The sequence below is a fragment of the Flavobacterium branchiarum genome (assembly GCF_030409845.1).
GTDB lineage: Bacteria > Bacteroidota > Bacteroidia > Flavobacteriales > Flavobacteriaceae > Flavobacterium > Flavobacterium branchiarum.
In genome coordinates, this window is the sequence record NZ_JAUFQQ010000003.1 from 1,288,800 (window position 1) to 1,308,832 (window position 20,033).

The following is a 20,033-nucleotide window of genomic DNA, read 5'->3' on the forward strand; positions in this document are numbered from 1 at the left end:
GTTTATTTGATTATGGGTTTATTTGGTAAATGAAGGTATTAATTAGATTTTTTGATAATTAGCTTTTATAAAATCTGTAATCAAATAGCCTATTAGTTTGCCTATTAAATGGCTGTTTTTTTCTTCACCTAAATCAGGTGCACCTTCACAAATATGGATGTAGGCTGCATTTTGATGTTGACCAAAATAAGTGATAAACTGTCTTAATTCTTCTATAGAAAAGCCACTTAGTGTCATGGCGCTACTTGCGATATTCGGAATTGCATCCAAATCAATTTCGATTCCGTAGATGTCGGTTTTAACAAAGTCTAAAGCAAATTGCATTTCTGCATTGAAATCCTTTTCTTTTCGAATCTTCACGCTGTCATAGGTATTGTATCGAACGCGGTCTTCAATTTTTTTAATAATATCTAACACGCTTTTTGAGGTATAATTTTCGTGTAGACCAAATATGAAATATTTTTTTAAGAATCCTTCTTCATAGGCATATGAAAATCCATTTCCACTATGTCTTCCTTCGAGAATTCTAAAATCAGAATGTGCATCAAAATTAACTGCATTTATAGGTTTTCCATGTGCAAGAGCAGCTCCTTTTATGTTTCCGTAGGCATTGTTATGACCTCCACCAATGATTATTGGGATTTTTCCTGCTTTGATAACGTTAAATATAACGTGTGAAACCTCTTTGTCAACGCGCTCTACAAGTTGGCTTAGTTTTGATCGGTCATCGATGTCGTTGAAATCAAGATGTTCTACTTCTTTCATTTCTTGGCGTACATCAATTTGACCTAAAACGACAATATGGTTTCCTTTGCAAAAACGATTGTGCTGGATGTTTGCAATACTCTTTATGGCACTATCCCAAGCAGATGCAGCACCTGGTCTTCCGTAATTGGCGCGGATTCCAATATCTTCGGGAATTCCTAAAAGCACATACTTGGCTTCGCAATTTTTAAGAAAATCAATTACGTCAGCTCCCTTTGGAACTATAAGCATTTTTTCGCCAAATTTAATTTCACCACTTCTGTGATTCGTAACTTTAGCTAAGTCGTTAATAGTAAAAGGGATTAGTTTTTCCATAAAAAAAATATATTTCCCAAAAATAATATATTTGTAGCAACTTACGTTATTAGCTTATATTAATTATTAAATTTGTTTATAAAAAATTATTTAAAATATGGAAAATCAAAAGAAGAACAACTCGAGTCTAAAGGCAGTAATAGCGGTTTTAGCAATTTTATTGGTAGGTAGCTTAGTGTATATATATAAAATGACATCTGATTCAGAGGTTGTTAAAAATGAGCTTACTACAACCTTAACAGAGAAAGAATCTGTTATGAAAGATTTACAAGAATTAAAAGCAACTTACGATGCTGCAATTGCAGAAAACACATCTATGTCTGACGAATTAATTCAAGAAAGAGACAAAGTAGTTGGTTTAATGGATGATTTGAATAAAACGAAAGGTGATGTGTCTAAGTTTAGATCTCAAGTTCAAGCTATGCAAGGTAAAATGAAAGTTTTAGTAGCTGAAAACGATGAGTTGAAAAAACAAAATGGTGTATTAACTGTTCAACGTGATAGTACAATTGTAGTTTTAGGAGAGTCTAAAAAATTCAATGAAGTATTAGTTGGTCAAAATGAGGAATTGGCTAAAACAGTTGAAAAAGGATCTAAATTATCTATTTTAAACACTAAAACAGCTGCTTATAAATTAAGAAGTTCTGGAAAACAAATAGAAACTGATAAAGCTAGTAGAGCTGATGTATTGAAAATTAGTTTTACAATTGCTGAAAATCAAATTGCTAAATCTGGAGACAAGACTTATTATATACAAGTTATTGATAGTAAGAACAATGTTTTAGGTGATAAAAAGACAGAATCATTTGGAGATAAAACTTTAGTTTACAGTTTTCAAACGAAAGTTCAATATGAGAATAAAACTGTAAACGTTTCTGAAGATTTACCAGGTAAAAATTTCGAAAAAGGAACTTACTTTATCAATGTTTTTGATAATGATGAGTTGGTTTCAAAATCTAGTTTTACTTTAAGATAGTAAAAGGGCTTAAAAGTTAAAAGGGCTGTAAAACTTAGTTTTACAGCCCCTTTTTCTTTTTAATTTATTATCTAGATTTTCTTTTTTTATTCTGGTTGTCTTCTAGTTTCTTTAATGCTTTTTCTTGTTTCTTAGCCTTTAAATCTTTAGTAGATACTTTCATATTGTTTACCTTAGCCATGCTCTTAATTTTTTAATTATTTAAATTGTTTAAAAAGAACCGTGATCCTAAAATTTATGGAAATAAATAAAACTTTATATAGCGAGTATCATTATCCAATTTATGTTGGCAATGATTAGAATGTGAAAAAAATAAAGTTTATAGGATTCAATAAGCACACTCGCGGGTGCTTAATAATTCGGGAAGATTTTTAATTTAAAGGAATTAAGAAACGTAACTGGAACGTTGACATTAGGAATCATGATTATGCTAGTATTGAAACCTCTTTGTTTCAAACTAAATTTGCATAAAGCTATTATGTTGCCTAATGTATTCATAAAAAAAAAGCTATTTCTTAAAAAGTAAAGATACTGACTTATTTACTTGAAACAAAGGCTAAATTGTTCTTTTATAGTTTTTTAATGTAATTCAGCCTCTGTTTGGTTTTGTGTTTTTTATTTGAAAATTTCTCCTTCAATAAAAACACTTTCTATTAAATTACTAGCAAAAGCATAAGGCAATTGATAATAAGAGGTAATAGGTTTAGTAATTATGAAATTGGCTTTTTTGCCTATTGTTATAGAACCGTGTGTGTTAGAAACTCCCATTGCATAAGCTCCATTTATTGTAGCGGCATTAATAGCTTCTTCGGGTGTCATTTTCATCTTGATGCAAGCAGTAGCAACAACAAAATTCATATTACCAGATGGAGTAGAGCCAGGGTTGTAATCTGTAGCTAATGCTACTGGTAATCCTGCTTTTATCATTTCTCTTGCAGGTGTATATGGAATGCTTAGGAAATAGGAACACGATGGCAATGCTACAGGCATTGTTTCAGTGTCTTTTAATGCTTGGATGTCCTCTGGAGTCATTATCTCAAGATGATCGACTGAAAGAGCTTTATGTTTAACACCTGCTTGGATACCACCAATAGAATTGAATTGATTGACATGGATTTTCGGTGTTAATCCGTTTTGGACACCAGCTTCCATGATTTGTTCTGTTTCTTCTACAGAAAAATAGCCTGTTTCGCAAAATACATCGACATAATCAGCTAGTTTATTTTTAGCTATTTCGGGTAGCATTTTGAGAATGATCTCATCAATGTATCCTTTTTTGTTTTCTTTAAATTCTAAAGGAAATGCATGTGCACCTAAAAAAGTCGCCTTTATGGTTACTGGGTAATTTTCGCTAAGTTTTTTTATAACTCTCAGCATTTTTAGTTCTCCATCGACTGTAAGTCCGTAACCAGATTTTATTTCAACTGCTCCAGTTCCTAATCGCATCACCTCTTCAAGTCTAGCTTTGGATTGGTTATAGATATCTTCTTCGGAAGTTTCGTTAAGTTTTTTGGCGGAATTTAAAATTCCACCACCACGATTGGCAATTTCTTCATAAGAAAGACCATTTATTCTATCTACAAATTCTTGCTCTCTGTTACCAGCATATACAATATGTGTATGACTGTCACACCAAGTTGGAAGAATCATTTTTCCTGTAGCATCAATAGTTGTGTCAGCTTTTATTTCCGGAATACTTTCCATTGTCCCAAAGCCTGCTATTAAATTATCTTTTAAAACTAAATAAGCATTTTTTATGGTTGGAAGAATTGCCATATCGGCTCCAGAAACTTTAGAGATTGCAGTTTCTCGAACTTGTATTAACTCTTTTATATTGATGATAAGGGTTGTCATTGTGTGTGTGTTTAATTATTCTGAAACAGTGATTTCGAACATTTTGTCCCAGTTTTTACCTGTTACAAAAATTGTTTTTGTTTTTGGGTTGTATGCAATTCCGTTTAAAACGTCGTCGATTGTTATACTAGGTGCTAATTGTTTGCGTAACCCTGACATATCAAGTATTCCTTCGACAGCTCCATTTGTTTGGTTTACTACAGCAATTGCATCTTTTTGGAAAACATTTACATAGAATTTTCCGTTGATTAATTCTAGCTCGTTTATAGCTTTAATTTTAGAAGTTCCTGAGTAAACATTGATGTAATCAATCATTTTTTGAGTTTCTGGATCCATCTTCCAAATCTTTTCAGTTCCATCACCTTGATAAATGTATTTACCGTCATTTGTCATTCCCCAACCTTCAATGTCTTTGTCATATTGGAACGTTTTGATAAGTTTTAATGTATTGATATCATATATAAAACCTGTTTTTTCTTGCCAAGATAATTGGTATAGTTTGTTGTTGATGATGGTAATTCCTTCGCCAAAATATTTACTATCAAGTGTGATCTCTTTATATACTTTACCTGTTTTGTAATCGAACTTTCTAAAATAAGAATCTCCTTTTTGTCCTGTACTTTCGTAAAGGGTATCTCTGAAAAATTCTAGACCTTCAGTAAATGCTTTCACATCGTGTGGATAGGTGTTTACAATTTTATATTTCAGTAATTTTGGTTGTACGTTTGAAACTAATTCTATTCTAGAAGTAGCTTCTGAGTTATCTCCATCAAAATAAACTACCGCTTTTAGTTTTTGGTATCCTAGTTTTTGATCTTTCAATTCAAAGTTTACTTTGTTTAAACCTTTCACCGATCCGACTTTTTTGTCGTTTACAAAGTAGGCAATACTATCGATTTGTTTAGAATCTGGGTTTAAAACTCCTAAGGAAACAGACTGATTTGTCAGAAAATGTGCTGGAAAAGCAGAATCGTCAAAAGAAAATATAGAATTTTCACTTTTTTTTGTCTCATTGCATCCGATTAGTGTTATTCCTAATAAAATGAAAGCTAGTGTGTTATGTTTTTTCATGGTGTAAAATTTGAAGTAGGCAATATACAATGTTATTTTTATAGGCACAAAGCTCTTGCAAAAATATAAAAAGATTGTATATTTGCACCGGCAAGTCCTACACGATCTGCTCCTGCAGACTCCCCCAGGATGGGAACATAGCAAGGGTAAGTGGTTGAGCGATGCGATGTAGGTCGCTTGCCTTTTTTTTAATCTGAATTTTTATTCAGATTTTTTTTTGAAATTAATTTAAATGTTATCTTCCTTAGGGGAGATTTTTTTATTTTTGGACCTTACTAAGTTATATTATGTTTCTCTATTGTGGGATTCACTTAAAAGATCCTTAACGGATATAGCTTTTTATATTTAATCAATAACATATAATCTACAATATGAGTAAAGTAGTGCTGATTACAGGCGGATCTTCGGGAATTGGAAAATCTATTGGTGAATTTTTACATAATAAGGGATTTGTAGTGTATGGAACGAGTAGAACTCCTGAGAAGGTTTTGAATTCTGTTTTTCCTTTAGTTGCTTTGGATGTTCGTAATGCGGAGTCGATTAAAACTGCAATTACTAAAATTATTCAAACTACAGGGCGTTTAGATGTTGTTATTAATAATGCTGGTGTTGGAATTACGGGGCCTTTGGAAGAAATTCCTTCTGAAGAAATCAAGAATAACTTTGAAACTAATTTTTTTGGACCTATTGAGGTTATGAAAGCTGTTTTACCTCAAATGCGTGAGCAAAAATCGGGATTGATTATAAATATCACTTCTATAGCTGGATATATGGGATTGCCTTACAGAAGTGTTTATTCGGCTTCTAAAGGGGCACTTGAGTTGATTACTGAAGCTTTACGAATGGAAGTAAAGTCTTTTGGTATTACTATTACTAATGTTGCTCCAGGTGATTTTGCTACTAATATTGCTGCAGGGCGTTATCATGCACCTGTAATCTCTGGTTCTGCTTATGAAAAAGTATACGGAGAGGTTCTTTCTACTATGAATGAACATGTGGATGCAGGCGGTAATCCTAATGAAATGGCAGAAGCGATTTATAAAATTATGCAGACTGATAAACCAAATGTGCACTATAAAGTTGGGGCATTTATGCAGAAATTTTCAATTGTTTTGAAACGTATTCTTCCTGATAAAGTTTATGAAAAGATGTTAATGAATCATTATAAGTTGTAATTTTGTAATGATGATGCGTGAGGGATAGGAGCAAACTACCAAAGTAGTGCGTATAGCCCGACCAGATTTACAAAAGGCGCTTAATAAGCGGTTTGTAGGTAGCGCATTTTGGAAATTGGGTCACGCCCAAATATTGGAACACAATTAAATATAATACATATGAAATTTTTTATTGACACAGCTAATTTAGCTCAAATTAAAGAAGCACAAGCATTAGGTGTTTTAGACGGAGTTACTACTAATCCATCATTGATGGCAAAAGAAGGAATTACTGGAAAAAATAATATTTTGAAACATTACGTTGACATTTGTAACCTTGTTGAAGGTGATGTTAGTGCCGAAGTTAATGCTTTGGATTACGACGGAATGATTAAAGAAGGAGAAGAATTGGCTGAATTACACGAGCAAATCGTGGTTAAATTACCAATGACTAAAGAGGGGGTTATGGCTGCTAAATATTTCTCTGATAAAGGAATTAAAACAAACGTAACTTTAGTATTCTCGGCTGGACAAGCTTTATTGGCAGCTAAAGCTGGTGCGACTTATGTTTCTCCTTTTATTGGTCGTTTAGATGATGTTTCTACAGACGGTTTAGCACTTATAGAAGAAATTAGATTGATTTATGATAACTACGGTTATGAAACTGAAATTTTGGCTGCTTCGGTACGTCACACTATGCATATCGTAAACTGTGCTAAAATTGGTGCTGATGTTATGACTGGGCCTCTTTCTGCAATTTATGGTTTATTGAAACACCCATTAACAGATATCGGATTGGCACAGTTTGTTGCTGATTTTGAAAAAGGGAATAAATAATTTTCCTTAAAATAATTTTGAACCGCCTGTTTGTAATAAAATAGGGCGGTTTTTTTATGCTTTTTTTTAACTGCAATCTTGTCTTTCTGAGGCACGAAGAATCTCCGTAAGTAACTAGGTAAAGTATTACTAGATTGTTGAGCTACTAGGTGCGATTACTTCTTCTATTCGCTATCACTCGGGTCTTCGTACCTCAGAAAGACAAGATTGAGGTAATGTAGGATTCTAAAAAAAACGATTTTGTGTTAGCTACTTTTTGTATCCCTGCAGTTTTCGTATCAATGCAAAAAAAAAGTCCCATTGTAAAATGGGACTTTTCTATTTTGGTAGGTGTTTATTAGTGACCACCTGATAATTTTTTGTCGAAGCTTATTCCTTGTTTCTTAAGGATTCCGCTTACTTTCCAAGCGTAAAATGCAAGGTAAGCAAAACATAAAACACCAATGATGTAACTAGCTTGGATTCCGATACTTTCTGAAACGTAACCTTGTAGCCAACTGATTACTCCACCACCCATGATCATCATGATTAAGAAACTACTTCCTTGGCTTGTGTTTTTTCCTAGTCCGCTTACTGCTAATGTAAAGATACAAGGCCATAATGTACTACAGAAAAGACCAACACTAGTAATTGCGTAAACGCTGACCATTCCGTGAGTTGACATACCAATTGCAAGAGCAATGATTCCTAATGAAGAAAATATAAGTAACATTCTAGCTGGGTTTCCTTTACTAGCGATATCGGCAGCAATAAGTACTAAAATGATTAATCCGTAGATATAGAATGGAGTTAAATCGTGTTTTGCAATTGCATTTACTCCTAAGAATACACCAAATGCTAAATATGGAGCTAAGAAACGTAATATTTTTTGTAAGCTAAGGTCATTTGTAAATGCTTCAACAGCACCTGTCCAACGACCAATCATTAAACTCGCCCAGTATAGCGAGATATACGGTGCTACTTCGTGTGTTAAGAATCCTAATTTGGTTTCCATATAAGCAGGTAAGTTACTCGCTGTAGATACTTCAACTCCTACATATAAAAAGATTGCAATCATTCCCATAACTAATTGTGGGTATTGTAAAGCAGATTTTTTTGCAATTGAACCTTCAATTGCAGCGTCTTCTTGTACTAAAGCTGGTCTGTCTGGAAGAGATGAGAATTTTAATAATATTGCAACTAATAAGAAAGCAAATCCTAGTATTAAATAAGGGATTTTTACACTTTCGATGCTTAAAGTAGTTGTTTTGTCAACACTTGATCCAAAGATTGCAAAACTCACGATTAACGGACCAATTGTTGTTCCAAGGTTGTTGATTCCACCTGCTAGAGTTAAACGCTGTGAGCCTGTTGAAATAGGGCCTAAAGCGATTGCTAACGGGTTGGCAACTGTTTGTTGTAATGAGAATCCTAATGCAACAATGAATAAACCTGATAACATTAATGGAAAAGATCCTGTGTTTGCAGCTGGATAAAATAATAATGTTCCTAAAGCTGAAATTAATAAACCTAATGATAAACCGTTTTTGTAACCAATTTTGTTGACTAAATCTTCTTTGATTAAGTAAGAAATACCCATATATATTAAAGATCCAACAGTATAAGCTATATAAAATGCTAATGATACTAACTGACTTTCTCCTTGTGATAAATTAAAGGCTGTTTTAAATACTGGGATTAATATATCATTACTAGCTGCAACGAATCCCCAGAAGAAGAATACGACCACTAGAGGAATAAATTGTCCCCATTTTGTTTGTACATTTTCTGAACTCATAATGTGATAAGGTTAATTTAATTTGTTTTTATTTGTTTTTTGACGAGCGTAAATGTATTTGTTAACTCGATGAAAAAAAAATAAAACGGAACAAATAATGTTAAATTTATACCAACGGCATGAATTATTCAACAAAGTGTTGTTTTTTGGTAACGTAAAACAAATGATATTGAGGGGTTTATTCCAGTATTTTACTCTTTACTTCTTTGCTATAATTCCTACCTATAGGGAGAGTGAAAGATTGGATTTGTATTCGGTTTCCTTCAATGAATTTCACTTTATTGACTGCAATTAGATAGGATTTGTGAATACGCATGAATCTATCAGCAGGTAATTCATCTGATAATGCTGTTAATGACTTGTGTGTGATGTATGTTTTATCAAGGGTTACAACCTTAATGTATTCTTTCATTCCTTCTACAAATAAAATTTCATCAATGTTTATCTTTATCATTTTTTTATCAACTTTGATAAAAAGATGCGGTTCAACACGGTGATTTTCAATCTTAATGTTGTTCTTTAAATTGTATTCAGTTGTAATTTTATTGATGCATTTTATAAATCGAGGTAATGGAATAGGTTTTACTAAATAATCTAAAACTTCAAGATCATAACTTTCAGCTGCAAACTCTCTAAAAGCTGTGGTTATAATAACTTTTGTTTTGTTTTCTATTAGGCTAATGAGTTCAAAGCCGGTCATCATTGGCATATTAATATCCAAGAATACAGCATCGACGCTAGTATTGTTTATAAAATCTAGCGCTTCAAGTGCGTTAACAAAAGTACCGGTAACTTCAAAATCGGTAAAATTTGTGAAATAGTTTTGTAGAACTTTGATTGCCAATGGTTCATCGTCAATCAATACGCATTTAATCTTCATTATTAATAGGTATTTGCAAGCGAATTATGTAATAATTAAATTTGGTTTTGGATTCTAAATTGTAACTGTTTTTGTAGATTAGTCTTAGTCTTTTTAGTGTGTTAGTTAAACCAATCCCTTTTTTAGTATTTAGATTTTGTGAATGTACAAAATTATTTATTACTTCAAAATCCAGTATTTTATTATCAATGATTTTACAATTTACTTTTATCTTTAAATTGGGATTATTAAGGCCTCCATGTTTAAAAGCATTTTCTATTAACGAGATGAATATCAAAGGAGGAACTTCTACCTCGTCTATGTCTGATTCTAGATTGATGCTTACTTCGACATTTTCGAATCGGAGTTTTTCTATTTCAACATAATTATGGATGTAATCAATCTCTTGAATTAATTTAACATATTTCGTTCCTTTTATGTCATATAAAACATATTCCATTAATTTAGAAAGTTTGATAATCACATCTGGAACTTTATCAGATGATTCTAGAGATAATGCGTATAGGTTATTTAGAGTGTTAAAGAAAAAATGGGGTTGTATCTGGTTTTCAAGATATTTTAATTTAATTTTAAATTGATTTTCTCTCAACGATCGATTTCTTTCTCTTTCTCTCAACCATGTAAGAGTTAGATATACAGAAGAAGCCATTGCTACTACATATAATTCACCAATGCATACCGCTACAATATGATTTATTTCAAAAGGTTTGTATTCACGATTTGCTTCTGGCCAAATATCTTGTGATATTATATAATAGGTAAGAGCCGTTTTTATTAAATAAATTGCAAACAAGCTCAGTATTAGACTAAATGTGTATTTGGTATATTTTGATTTTAATACATAACGAGGTACCAGAACAAATAGATTAAAATATACTAAAGGTATGTGTAATGAGAATTCTATAAGGTTTGATTTAAAGGAATAAGGATAATCATTAAAATAGGCTCCCCATCTTAAAAAATTTAATATAAAGTAAACTCCCCAAAACCAAAGGTGATTTTGAAGTTTAATATCAAATTTCATTTTACTGATTGCTTTCAATTATTATGTAGGTTTTATTGTGTGAAGATATTTTGTGCAACTTTAAACAATTTGTTAATGAAATCAACTATTTTTTATTTAAAATTTTAAAAAAAATATAAAAATCGTCATTTTTTCAGTCTGAAAACGTTTTCGTATAGCGTATTATTGATTATTTTATGTCGTTCGTTTAAAGTTTGTTGTTGTTGGTATAATTTATTTTTTTTAACAATACGTTAAGAATAGATTTGCTACATAACTAACAAAAAAAATAAACATGAAAAAAATTTTCTTAATCTTTATGATTGTTTTTACGGCTCAAGTTTCGCTTGCTCAAGTAAAAAATATCAAAGGTGTGATTACAGATTCTGATGGACTGCCGTTGCCAGGGGCTTCCGTTGCAGTTCAAGGGGGACAAAAGGGAGCTATTACCGATTTTGACGGTGTGTTTTCTATTGAAGCTCAAAAAGGACAAACATTGGTTTTTACTTATGTAGGTTTAGAAACGCAAAATATTGTAGTTGGAGATGCAACTACTATTAATGTAAAATTACAAAATGCAAGTTCGAATGCTTTAAATGAAGTTGTCGTGACTTCATTAGGTGTTAAAAAATCGAAAAAGTCTTTAACATATTCTGCACAAGAATTAAAAGGAGAAGAATTAACACGTGTAAAAGATGCTAACGTTATTAATACAATTGCTGGTAAAATTGCCGGTGTTGCAGTAACTAAGAGTTCTGGTGGTACTGGAGGATCTACAAAAGTACTTATTCGTGGTAACTCTTCTATTACTAATAGTCAACCTCTTTATGTTATTGATGGTATTCCTTTGTATAACGGAAGTTCGAATCAACCAAACGATTCTTTTGGTAGTACTGCTGGTGGTAACCGTGACGGAGGTGATGTTGTTTCTTTAATTAATCCAGATGATTATGAAGGAATGACTGTACTTAAAGGAGCTGCTGCAACTGTATTGTATGGTTCTCAAGGAGCTAACGGTGTTATTTTACTTTCTTCTAAGAAGACTAAAGAAAATAGTTCAAATTTAGCTGTTTCTTCTGTTACTACTTTTGAATCGGTACATTCTTTACCAAAATTCCAAAATGAATACGGAACTCTTAACGCACAAAAATCTTGGGGCGGAAAAGTAGATTCAAAAGATTTCGTTAAAGATTTCTTTAATACTGGTGTTACTCAAATTACATCTTTGGCATTTACGTCAGGATCAGATATTGCTACTACAAGTTTATCTTATGCTAATACTACTGCTTCTGGGGTTATGGAAGGAAACGGATTAAAGAAAAATAATTTCGGAATTCGTCAAACAGCTAAATTTTTTAATAATAAATTAACTGTTTCAGCTGATGCAAAATACACAAGTCAAACTATCGACAATAGACCAGTAAATGGACTTTATTCAAATCCTTTAACAGGAGTTTATTTGTTCCAAAGAGCTAATGATTTCGATTATTATAAAAATAATTTTGAAGTATTTATGCCTAATAGAAATCTTTATGGTCAAAATTTTTATACTCCATTGAATTCTGATATTTATGTTCAAAACCCTTATTGGTTAATCAACAGAAACAAATCTGTGGATAAAGATAATTTCTTTAACGGAAATTTAGCTTTAGATTTTAAAGCTAACAATTGGTTGAGTATTGGAGCAAGATATAGTTATAATAGAATTGAAAATGATTTCGATAAAAGAATTTATGCTACTACAAATAATACTTTGGCTGGTGTAAATGGAAGATATATTAATATAAATACATTAAGTACTCAACGTTATGGAGATTTAATTGCTAAAATTAATACTAACTTCAATGAGAATTTTAGTTTTAATGCAATAGTAGGTGCAAGTATTAATAATACACTAGCAAATGACGCGACTGTTTTAGATTCGGGTATTACTCCAGGACTTATTAATGCTAACCTTTTTACATTAGGTAACTTTGGAAGTAATAAAGGAGTAGATAATTTAAGTCTTCAGTCTACTGGTTCTTCAAGAGAGGTTCAGTCTGTATTTGCTTCTACTACTTTTGGTTATAAAAACATGTTGTATTTAGATATTACTGGACGTAATGATTGGTCTTCTACTTTAGTAAATACAAAAACAGGATCTTATTTTTACCCATCTGTAGGAGCAACGGCTATTATTAGCGAGATGGCAACTATGCCAGATTGGATTAATTTTGGAAAAATTAGAGCAACTTATGCAGAAGTTGGTAATGATGTTTCGGCTTTCGTAACTTCACCAAAATCAACTGTTCAAGGAGGTAACCTTATTTCTCCTATAGTTGGGCCTAGACCTGGAGAAGGATTAAAACCAGAGCTAAAATCAGAATATGAGTTTGGTACTGAGTGGAGAATGTTTGATAACAGATTAGGTTTAGAGGTTTCTTATTATAAATCAGAAACTAAAAATCAATATATTCAAGTTCCTGCGCCTTCAACAAATCCTTTTGGTTATACTTTTTACGGAATTAATGCTGGTAGCATTGAAAATAAAGGTTTTGAGGTTGTTCTTACTGGAAAAATTATTAAAGGAGATAAATTTTCATGGGATACTACAATAAACTATTCTCAAAACAAGAATACAGTTAAAGAAATCCCTTCAGAATTAGGAGGTTCAATTCCTTTAACTCCTGTAAACAATGTTAACTACAGATATGCTTTAACTGAAGGTAGACCTTTTGGAATTATTGAAGGAAAAGAGATTCTTAAAAACGATAAAGGGGAAATTATTTTAGATTCAAAAGGTAATTTATCTGTTGATGGTAAATTTAAAGAAGTAGGGAATTCAAATCCAGATTTTATGTTAGGTTGGTCTAACACATTTAAAATTGGTGCTTTTACGGCTAACTTCTTGATTGACGGACGTTTTGGAGGAGATGTAATGAGTATTACTGAGGCTATGAATGACTCTTATGGAGTTTCAAAAAGAACTGGAGATGCAAGAAATGCTGGTGGTGTTCCAATTAATGGAGTTAAACCAGATGGTTCAAAAGTGACTTCAATGCCAGCTGAACAATATTACAGTGCAGTTGGTGGATTTGCTGGAGCTACTGCTGAGTATGTTTATGATGCAACAAACGTTAGTTTAAGAGAGGTTTCATTAGGTTATACTTTTAATAAAAAAGTTATTCCATTTGTTAACACAGCGACTTTATCATTAATAGCAAGAAATTTATTCTTCATTTATAAAGATGCTCCATTTGATCCTAACATTGCTTTAAGTACAGGTCAAGGTTTACAAGGTGTTGATATATATGGTGCACCATCAACAAAAAGCATTGGACTTAATTTAAATGTAACTTTCTAATTTAAAAAATCATGAAAACAAATCATATAAAAAAATCATTAATCTGTTTTGGTCTTTTAACCTTAGTTGGTTGTACAGATAATTTTAATGAAATTAACAGTAATCCTGATGCTTTTACCTATTTGGAAACAACTCAGGACTTTAATCACATCAACGGGCCTTTTAAAACTATGTTTGACAACGTAGGAGTTAATACTCCAGGTTGGAAATACCAGTTGGCTAATGATTTATCTGGAAACAATTGGGGTGGATATACAGCTGCACCAGGTTTCGATGGGGCCAATAATCTTTCGTATGCACTTTCTGACAACTGGAATCTTTGGGCTTGGGAAGCAGCTTATGCACAAGTGATGGCGAATTTCTTCAAAGTAGAAAGAGAAGCTAAAGGTAAATATGATGAGTTTTTTGCTCTTGCTACAATTATAAAAGTACAAACTTTACATAAAGTAGCAGATGCATGGGGTCCAATTGTATACTCTAAATTTGGTACTACCGATCCAGCAATTGGGTATGATTCTCAAGAAGAAGTTTATGGATTTATGTTTAAAGACTTAGATTTTGCTGTTGCAGAATTGACAAAAAGAGTTGATGCAGGAGAGGAAAGTTCTTTTAATAATATTGATCGTTCATCATACAAAGGAGATTACAAAAGATGGGTTATATATGCTAATTCTTTAAGATTAAGATTAGCGATGCGTATTGTAAAAGTTAATCCAGCATTAGCAAAAGCAGAAGCTGAAAAAGCAGTTAGTCAAAAATTTGGTGTAATGACTACGGCTGATGATACTTTTATCGTAAATAAAGATGTGTCGCAACATCCTCTTAGAGTAGTTTCTTATGATTATAATGATAGTCGTATGTCTGCAGATATGGAGTCTATTATGGGTGGATATAATGATCCTAGAATGAAAGTTTATTTTGCTACCTCTATAAAATATCCTGGAGAATATAAAGGAATTCGTACTGGAGGAATTATGGGAGACAAAACGTTACATCAAGATTTTTCTAACTTCGGTAAGATAATTAAAGAAGACAAACAAGTTGTTTGGTTAAATACGGCTGAAATTTATTTCTTAAGAGCTGAAGGAGCTTTAAGAGGTTGGAATATGGGTGGTGATGCAGGAACATTTTATAAAGCTGGTATTACTGCATCTTTTGATCAACTTGCTACTGGTGGTGCCGCTGATTACATTCTAGATAATGTAAAAACGGCTAAAGATTACGTAGATCCAGTTGCTTCATTTAATAGTGGTTTAGCTGTAAATAAAGTGACTATTGCTTGGGATCCTGCAGCAACTAATGAGGTGAAATTACAAAAAATTATCACTCAAAAATGGATTGCTAACTTCCCTGATGGTTTCGAAGCTTGGTCTGATCACCGTAGAACGGGTTATCCTAAATTGTTACCAGTTCTTAATAATCAAAGTGGAGGTAAAATTAGTACCGAACTTGGTGTAAGAAGAATAAATTTTGTACAGACTGAAAAAGATGGAAATCCTGAAGGTCTTAAAACAGGTATTGCAAAACTTGGAGGACCTGATCATGGTGGAACTAGAACTTGGTGGGATACTACTGGTCCTAACTTCTAATAAAAAATCAAATTTTTAAGAAAGAATGTAAGTGGCATAAGTAATGAAAATTACTTATGCCTCTTTTAAACTTGCATGTCTTTACAATAAATATTATAAAAAAAATAAAATGAAAAGTGCTATAGAAATTAAACCAGACATTAGTTATAAAAGCGCTGGTAAATTTGAAGAGACACGATTTGAAAAAATCCACAATGAAATCTTCAAGAATTCTACCGAAGCATCGATAATTGTTGCGCAGGAAATTGCTCAATTAATTAGATCAAAACAAGAAAAGAACAAATCTTGTGTACTAGGTTTAGCTACAGGTTCTTCACCTATAAAAGTGTATGAAGAATTAGTTAGAATGCACAATGAAGAAGGATTAAGTTTTAGCAATGTTGTTACTTTTAATTTGGATGAATATTATCCGATGACTAAAGAAAACAAACAGAGTTACCACCATTTCATGCATCAACATTTGTTTAATCATATCGATATTAAACCAGAGAATGTAAATATTCCAGATGGTACGGTTTCGATTGATGAATTGAATCAATATTGTATTGATTATGAGATGAATATTAAAAATGCTGGAGGACTAGATTTTCAATTATTAGGAATTGGTCGTACAGGGCACGTAGGATTTAACGAGCCGGGTTCACATATAAATTCAGGAACACGTATTATTACTTTGGATCATATAACGAGAGTAGATGCTTCTTCCGATTTTAACGGGATTGATAATGTGCCAAAAAGGGCTATTACAATGGGAGTATCTACAATTCTCAGATCCAAAAGAATAGTACTGATGGCTTGGGGACAAAACAAAGCCGATATTATTAAGAGAACCATTCAAGGTGATATTAGCTCAGAAGTTCCAGCTACATTTTTGCAAAACCACGGTAATGCAACTTTTGTATTAGATCAATCGGCGGCATCAGAACTAACACGTTTTAAAACACCTTGGCTAGTAGGAGAATGTATTTGGAATCAAGAATTAAAAAGTAAAGCGATTGTTTGGTTGTGTCAAAAAACAAAACAATCTATTTTAAAATTAACTGATAGAGATTACAACAATAACGGAATGTCCGATTTATTGGCTCAAGAAGGTTCTGCTTACGATTTGAACATTAATATGTTCAACGTATTACAACATACGATTACAGGATGGCCAGGAGGAAAACCCAATACAGACGATTCACATCGTCCAGAGAGAGCCAATCCAGCTAAGAAAAGAATTATCCTTTTTAGTCCACATCCGGATGATGACGTTATCTCAATGGGGGGAACATTCTCAAAATTAATAAAACAAGGGCATGATGTACACGTAGTATATCAAACCTCTGGAAATATTGCAGTAACTGATGATGAGGCATTAAAGTTTGCTGAGGTTAGTAATGATTTTATTGCTGATGCAGGCGCAAAAATAAATTTCAAATCTGTGATTGACTTTCTGAATAATAAATCGGAAAATCAAATTGATTCATTGGAAGTGAGGAAGTTAAAAGGACTTATCCGTCGAAGAGAATCGTATGCAGCAACGAGATATATTGGATTAAAAGATGAAAATACCCATTTCCTAGATCTTCCATTTTATGAGACAGGACAAATCAAGAAAAATCCGTTAGGTCTTGAAGATATAGCTATCGTAAAAGATATTATCGAAAAAATAAAACCACATCAGGTATTTGCCGCAGGAGATTTAGCAGATCCACACGGAACGCACGAAGTATGTTTAAATGCCATATTCGCAGCAATGAAGGAATTAAAACCACAACCTTATATGGATGATTGTTGGTTATGGTTGTACCGAGGTGCTTGGCACGAATGGGATATTCATGAAATAGACATGGCAGTACCGTTAAGCCCATCAGAAGTGTTATTAAAACGTCATGCGATTTTGTATCACCAATCTCAAAAAGATAGAGTGATGTTTCAAGGTAACGACTCAAGAGAGTTTTGGGTTAGAGCCGAAGATCGTAATAAAAACACAGCAATTTTATATGACGATTTAGGACTAGCAGAATATGAAGCAATCGAAGCTTTTAAACGTTTTGATTATTAATAAGTTTTAAAGAGTATTTAGAATAATTTTAGTTACAAAATTCAGATGGCAATCTTAGTGATAAAGAGGTTCAAATAGGTTTTCTTCTGAGTTTTGTTTTTACCCCCGAGTTTTTTAGGTCAATATTTATTGATTGCAAAAGGCTCTTTACAACAAAAAGTATGAAATATATATTGATTTTATTATTTTCTGGGATAGTTGCAAATGCTCAAATAAAGAAAGAGCAATTAAACCTTATGCCCTGGCCACAAACAGTAAATTTAAGCCAAGGCACATTTGCTCTAACTAAAGGTTTTAGAGTGAATATTACTGGAAATCCTAATCCAAGAATCTTTAGTGCAGCAACTCGTTTTTTAAGACGATTAGATGGAAGAACAGGTTTGTTTTTTGAACAAGATTTTTTGACTAAGTTAAATTCGGCACCTACAGCACAATTACAAATAAATTGCACTAAGAGTGGTAAAATTGGTTTATATGAAGACGAGAGTTATCATCTTGATATAAAACAAAATCAAATTACTATTAATGCAACAAGTGATTTAGGAGCATTGCATGGTCTTGAAACATTGTTACAAATGTTACAAAACAATAGTACTTCTTACTATTTTCCAGTTTCTCAAATTTCAGATTTCCCAAGATTTACTTGGAGAGGTTTAATGATGGATGTTGCAAGACATTTTCAACCTGTAGATGTTGTTAAAAGAAATTTAGATGCCTTAGCAGCTGTTAAAATGAATGTTTTTCATTGGCATTTGGTAGATGATCAAGGTTGGAGAATTCAATTAAAAAAACATCCTAAACTTACTGAATTAGCATCGGATGGTTTTTTCTATACGCAAGAAGAAATTAAAGATATTGTAAAATATGCTGATGAACGTGGAATTATGGTAGTACCAGAAATTGATGTTCCAGGTCATGCATCTGCTATTTTAACAGCTTATCCAGAAATAGGAAGTAAAGTAGTTAATATCTCTACTGGAAATGCAGAGGGTAGTGCAACAGCGGCAGTAGTTTCGACATATAGCATTGAACGTAATGCAGGAGTTTTTAGCCCTACATTAGATCCAACAAATCCTAAAACATATCAATTGTTAAGTGAAATATTTGACGAGACTTGTCCATTATTTCCAGGTGCATACTTTCATATTGGAGGAGATGAAAACGAAGGGAAAGATTGGGATTCAAACCCTAAGATTCAAGAGTTCAAAAAGAAAAATAAGTTAGTAACGAATCATGACTTGCAAACTTATTTTACAATGAAATTGGTTCCAATGCTTAAAAAACATGGTAAACAATTGATGGGATGGGAAGAGATTATGACCAAAGATATGTCTAAAGATGCTATCATTCATGCATGGAGAGGTCCGAACGAAGGAGTTGCAGTTGGAAAATCATTAACAGATGCTGTTAAAAATGGATATAAAACGGTTTTATCAAACGGATATTATATTGATTTGGTTCAAGGTGTAGAAGCTCATTATTTAAATGATCCATTGCCTAAGAGTGCCAATTTTACTACGGAAGAAAAAGCTAGAGTATTAGGTGGTGAAGCTACGATGTGGACTGAACTTGTTACACCTTTGACAATGGATTCAAGACTTTGGCCAAGAACTGCAGCTATTGCAGAAAGATTATGGTCTGCTGAAGATGTTAGAGATTTAAGTAGCTTACGCAAAAGATTAGCAGTTGTTTCTTTTAGATTAGAAGAATTAGGAATCACACATATTAGAAACAAAGATGTGATCTTAAGAAATATAGCAAATAATCAAAATATTGCTCCTTTAAGCGATTTTTCAAATGTATGTGAGCCTTTAAAAGGATATAAGAGAAACAAAGGAGGAGTTGAATATCAAACATATTCTCCATTCACGCTTTTTGCAGATGCTTGTACACCAGATGCTTCAGATGCAATTGCTTTTGATGAGGTTGTAAAAGAATATTTAGCAGATAAATCGGTTGCAAATAAAGCTAAAGTTACTGCTTTCTTGAATAAATGGATTGGATTAAAAGCTAGTCTTGCAAGTTTAAGTGAAAATGCACCTTTGATTCAGCCTATTTTACCTCTAGCAAATAATCTTAGTGATCTATCACAACAACTAGTAAATGTGTTGGATAATAAAGCAACAGTTGCTCCAGCAGTTTTAAATGAGTTATTAGAAAAATGTAACTCTAAAGAGTATGGTGATGTAGAATTGGCTGTTTATGAAAGTTTGAAAAAATTAATATAAATTATATAAAGTAAAGTTTGAGTGATTAATAATTGAAGTTTAGTTGCCATAATTAGTGATTATCTCTCCTAGAGATTTCTGGGAGAGATAGGTTATGGTAAAAGCAATTAGATTAGATTTTTTCGAATCAAAATTTATATTTAAGCTTATATATGAGATATAGTTTAATATTTAAGATTTCAAAAAAATGAGAA

13 protein-coding genes and 1 other RNA gene are annotated in these 20,033 nt (G+C 32.4%); 8 read left to right on the forward strand and 6 right to left on the reverse strand.

Annotated features, from left to right (window positions below; all coding sequences use genetic code 11):
* Window positions 1–42: 42 nt before the first annotated feature.
* Window positions 43–1,080, reverse strand: a complete 1,038-nt coding sequence (locus tag QWY99_RS06475; protein WP_290262900.1) for a formimidoylglutamase — start codon at window positions 1,078–1,080, stop codon at window positions 43–45.
* Between the two features lie 97 nt (window positions 1,081–1,177).
* Between QWY99_RS06475 and QWY99_RS06480 the strand changes: the two genes are divergently transcribed.
* Window positions 1,178–2,056 (forward strand): DUF8428 domain-containing protein, encoded by an 879-nt coding sequence (locus QWY99_RS06480; RefSeq protein WP_290262902.1) that lies wholly within the window; start codon window positions 1,178–1,180, stop codon window positions 2,054–2,056.
* A 615-nt stretch (window positions 2,057–2,671) separates the two neighbouring features.
* Here the strand turns inward: QWY99_RS06480 and hutI are convergent.
* On the reverse strand, window positions 2,672–3,910 hold the full coding sequence (hutI, locus tag QWY99_RS06485) for an imidazolonepropionase (RefSeq protein WP_290262904.1): 1,239 nt from the start codon (window positions 3,908–3,910) through the stop codon (window positions 2,672–2,674).
* A 15-nt stretch (window positions 3,911–3,925) separates the two neighbouring features.
* Window positions 3,926–4,981, reverse strand: coding sequence for a glutaminyl-peptide cyclotransferase (locus QWY99_RS06490; protein ID WP_290262906.1), 1,056 nt, complete (start codon window positions 4,979–4,981; stop codon window positions 3,926–3,928).
* An 88-nt stretch (window positions 4,982–5,069) separates the two neighbouring features.
* On the opposite strand from QWY99_RS06490, the gene ffs reads away from it, so the two are divergent.
* The 3 genes from ffs to fsa all read left to right on the forward strand — a co-directional run bounded on the left by ffs (window position 5,070) and on the right by fsa (window position 6,972).
* Window positions 5,070–5,167: signal recognition particle sRNA small type (ffs, locus tag QWY99_RS06495), an RNA gene on the forward strand.
* A 185-nt stretch (window positions 5,168–5,352) separates the two neighbouring features.
* Window positions 5,353–6,156, forward strand: a complete 804-nt coding sequence (locus tag QWY99_RS06500; RefSeq protein ID WP_290262908.1) for an SDR family oxidoreductase — start codon at window positions 5,353–5,355, stop codon at window positions 6,154–6,156.
* A 159-nt stretch (window positions 6,157–6,315) separates the two neighbouring features.
* A complete protein-coding gene (gene fsa, locus QWY99_RS06505) occupies window positions 6,316–6,972 on the forward strand; it encodes a fructose-6-phosphate aldolase (RefSeq protein WP_035620438.1) in 657 nt (218 codons plus the stop codon).
* A 337-nt stretch (window positions 6,973–7,309) separates the two neighbouring features.
* On the opposite strand, the gene QWY99_RS06510 is transcribed toward fsa, so the two are convergent.
* The 3 genes from QWY99_RS06510 to QWY99_RS06520 form a co-directional block, all read right to left on the reverse strand.
* Window positions 7,310–8,749: an MFS transporter gene (locus tag QWY99_RS06510; protein WP_290262917.1), complete on the reverse strand. Its 1,440-nt coding sequence runs from the start codon at window positions 8,747–8,749 to the stop codon at window positions 7,310–7,312.
* 178 nt (window positions 8,750–8,927) lie between these two features.
* On the reverse strand, window positions 8,928–9,629 hold the full coding sequence (locus tag QWY99_RS06515) for a LytR/AlgR family response regulator transcription factor (protein WP_290262919.1): 702 nt from the start codon (window positions 9,627–9,629) through the stop codon (window positions 8,928–8,930).
* Complete coding sequence (locus QWY99_RS06520) at window positions 9,619–10,653, reverse strand: sensor histidine kinase (protein ID WP_290262922.1); 1,035 nt, start codon at window positions 10,651–10,653, stop codon at window positions 9,619–9,621. Before QWY99_RS06520 ends, QWY99_RS06515 begins: the two co-directional genes overlap by 11 nt.
* 274 nt (window positions 10,654–10,927) lie before the next feature.
* Between QWY99_RS06520 and QWY99_RS06525 the strand changes: the two genes are divergently transcribed.
* The 4 genes from QWY99_RS06525 (at window position 10,928) to QWY99_RS06540 (ending at window position 19,839) form a co-directional block, all read left to right on the forward strand.
* The gene (locus tag QWY99_RS06525; RefSeq protein ID WP_290262924.1) at window positions 10,928–13,975 is read left to right on the forward strand and encodes a SusC/RagA family TonB-linked outer membrane protein; all 3,048 of its coding nucleotides are present in this window, start codon (window positions 10,928–10,930) and stop codon (window positions 13,973–13,975) included.
* A gap of 11 nt (window positions 13,976–13,986) precedes the next feature.
* Complete coding sequence (locus tag QWY99_RS06530; RefSeq protein ID WP_290262926.1) at window positions 13,987–15,564, forward strand: SusD/RagB family nutrient-binding outer membrane lipoprotein; 1,578 nt, start codon at window positions 13,987–13,989, stop codon at window positions 15,562–15,564.
* 109 nt (window positions 15,565–15,673) lie between these two features.
* The gene (gene nagB, locus QWY99_RS06535; RefSeq protein WP_290262928.1) at window positions 15,674–17,611 is read left to right on the forward strand and encodes a glucosamine-6-phosphate deaminase; all 1,938 of its coding nucleotides are present in this window, start codon (window positions 15,674–15,676) and stop codon (window positions 17,609–17,611) included.
* 161 nt (window positions 17,612–17,772) lie between these two features.
* Window positions 17,773–19,839 carry a beta-N-acetylhexosaminidase gene (locus QWY99_RS06540; protein ID WP_290262930.1) on the forward strand — a complete coding sequence of 689 codons (2,067 nt, stop codon included), beginning with the start codon at window positions 17,773–17,775 and terminating at the stop codon, window positions 19,837–19,839.
* Window positions 19,840–20,033 lie beyond the last annotated feature (194 nt).

Bases quoted from the DNA above. Each gene is read 5' to 3' on its own strand.
- QWY99_RS06475 (WP_290262900.1), bottom strand. From the start codon at position 1,080: ATGGAAAAACTAATCCCTTTTACTATTAACGACTTAGCTAAAGTTACG.
- QWY99_RS06480 (WP_290262902.1), top strand. From the start codon at position 1,178: ATGGAAAATCAAAAGAAGAACAACTCGAGTCTAAAGGCAGTAATAGCG.
- hutI (WP_290262904.1), bottom strand. From the start codon at position 3,910: ATGACAACCCTTATCATCAATATAAAAGAGTTAATACAAGTTCGAGAA.
- QWY99_RS06490 (WP_290262906.1), bottom strand. From the start codon at position 4,981: ATGAAAAAACATAACACACTAGCTTTCATTTTATTAGGAATAACACTA.
- QWY99_RS06500 (WP_290262908.1), top strand. From the start codon at position 5,353: ATGAGTAAAGTAGTGCTGATTACAGGCGGATCTTCGGGAATTGGAAAA.
- fsa (WP_035620438.1), top strand. From the start codon at position 6,316: ATGAAATTTTTTATTGACACAGCTAATTTAGCTCAAATTAAAGAAGCA.
- QWY99_RS06510 (WP_290262917.1), bottom strand. From the start codon at position 8,749: ATGAGTTCAGAAAATGTACAAACAAAATGGGGACAATTTATTCCTCTA.
- QWY99_RS06515 (WP_290262919.1), bottom strand. From the start codon at position 9,629: ATGAAGATTAAATGCGTATTGATTGACGATGAACCATTGGCAATCAAA.
- QWY99_RS06520 (WP_290262922.1), bottom strand. From the start codon at position 10,653: ATGAAATTTGATATTAAACTTCAAAATCACCTTTGGTTTTGGGGAGTT.
- QWY99_RS06525 (WP_290262924.1), top strand. From the start codon at position 10,928: ATGAAAAAAATTTTCTTAATCTTTATGATTGTTTTTACGGCTCAAGTT.
- QWY99_RS06530 (WP_290262926.1), top strand. From the start codon at position 13,987: ATGAAAACAAATCATATAAAAAAATCATTAATCTGTTTTGGTCTTTTA.
- nagB (WP_290262928.1), top strand. From the start codon at position 15,674: ATGAAAAGTGCTATAGAAATTAAACCAGACATTAGTTATAAAAGCGCT.
- QWY99_RS06540 (WP_290262930.1), top strand. From the start codon at position 17,773: ATGAAATATATATTGATTTTATTATTTTCTGGGATAGTTGCAAATGCT.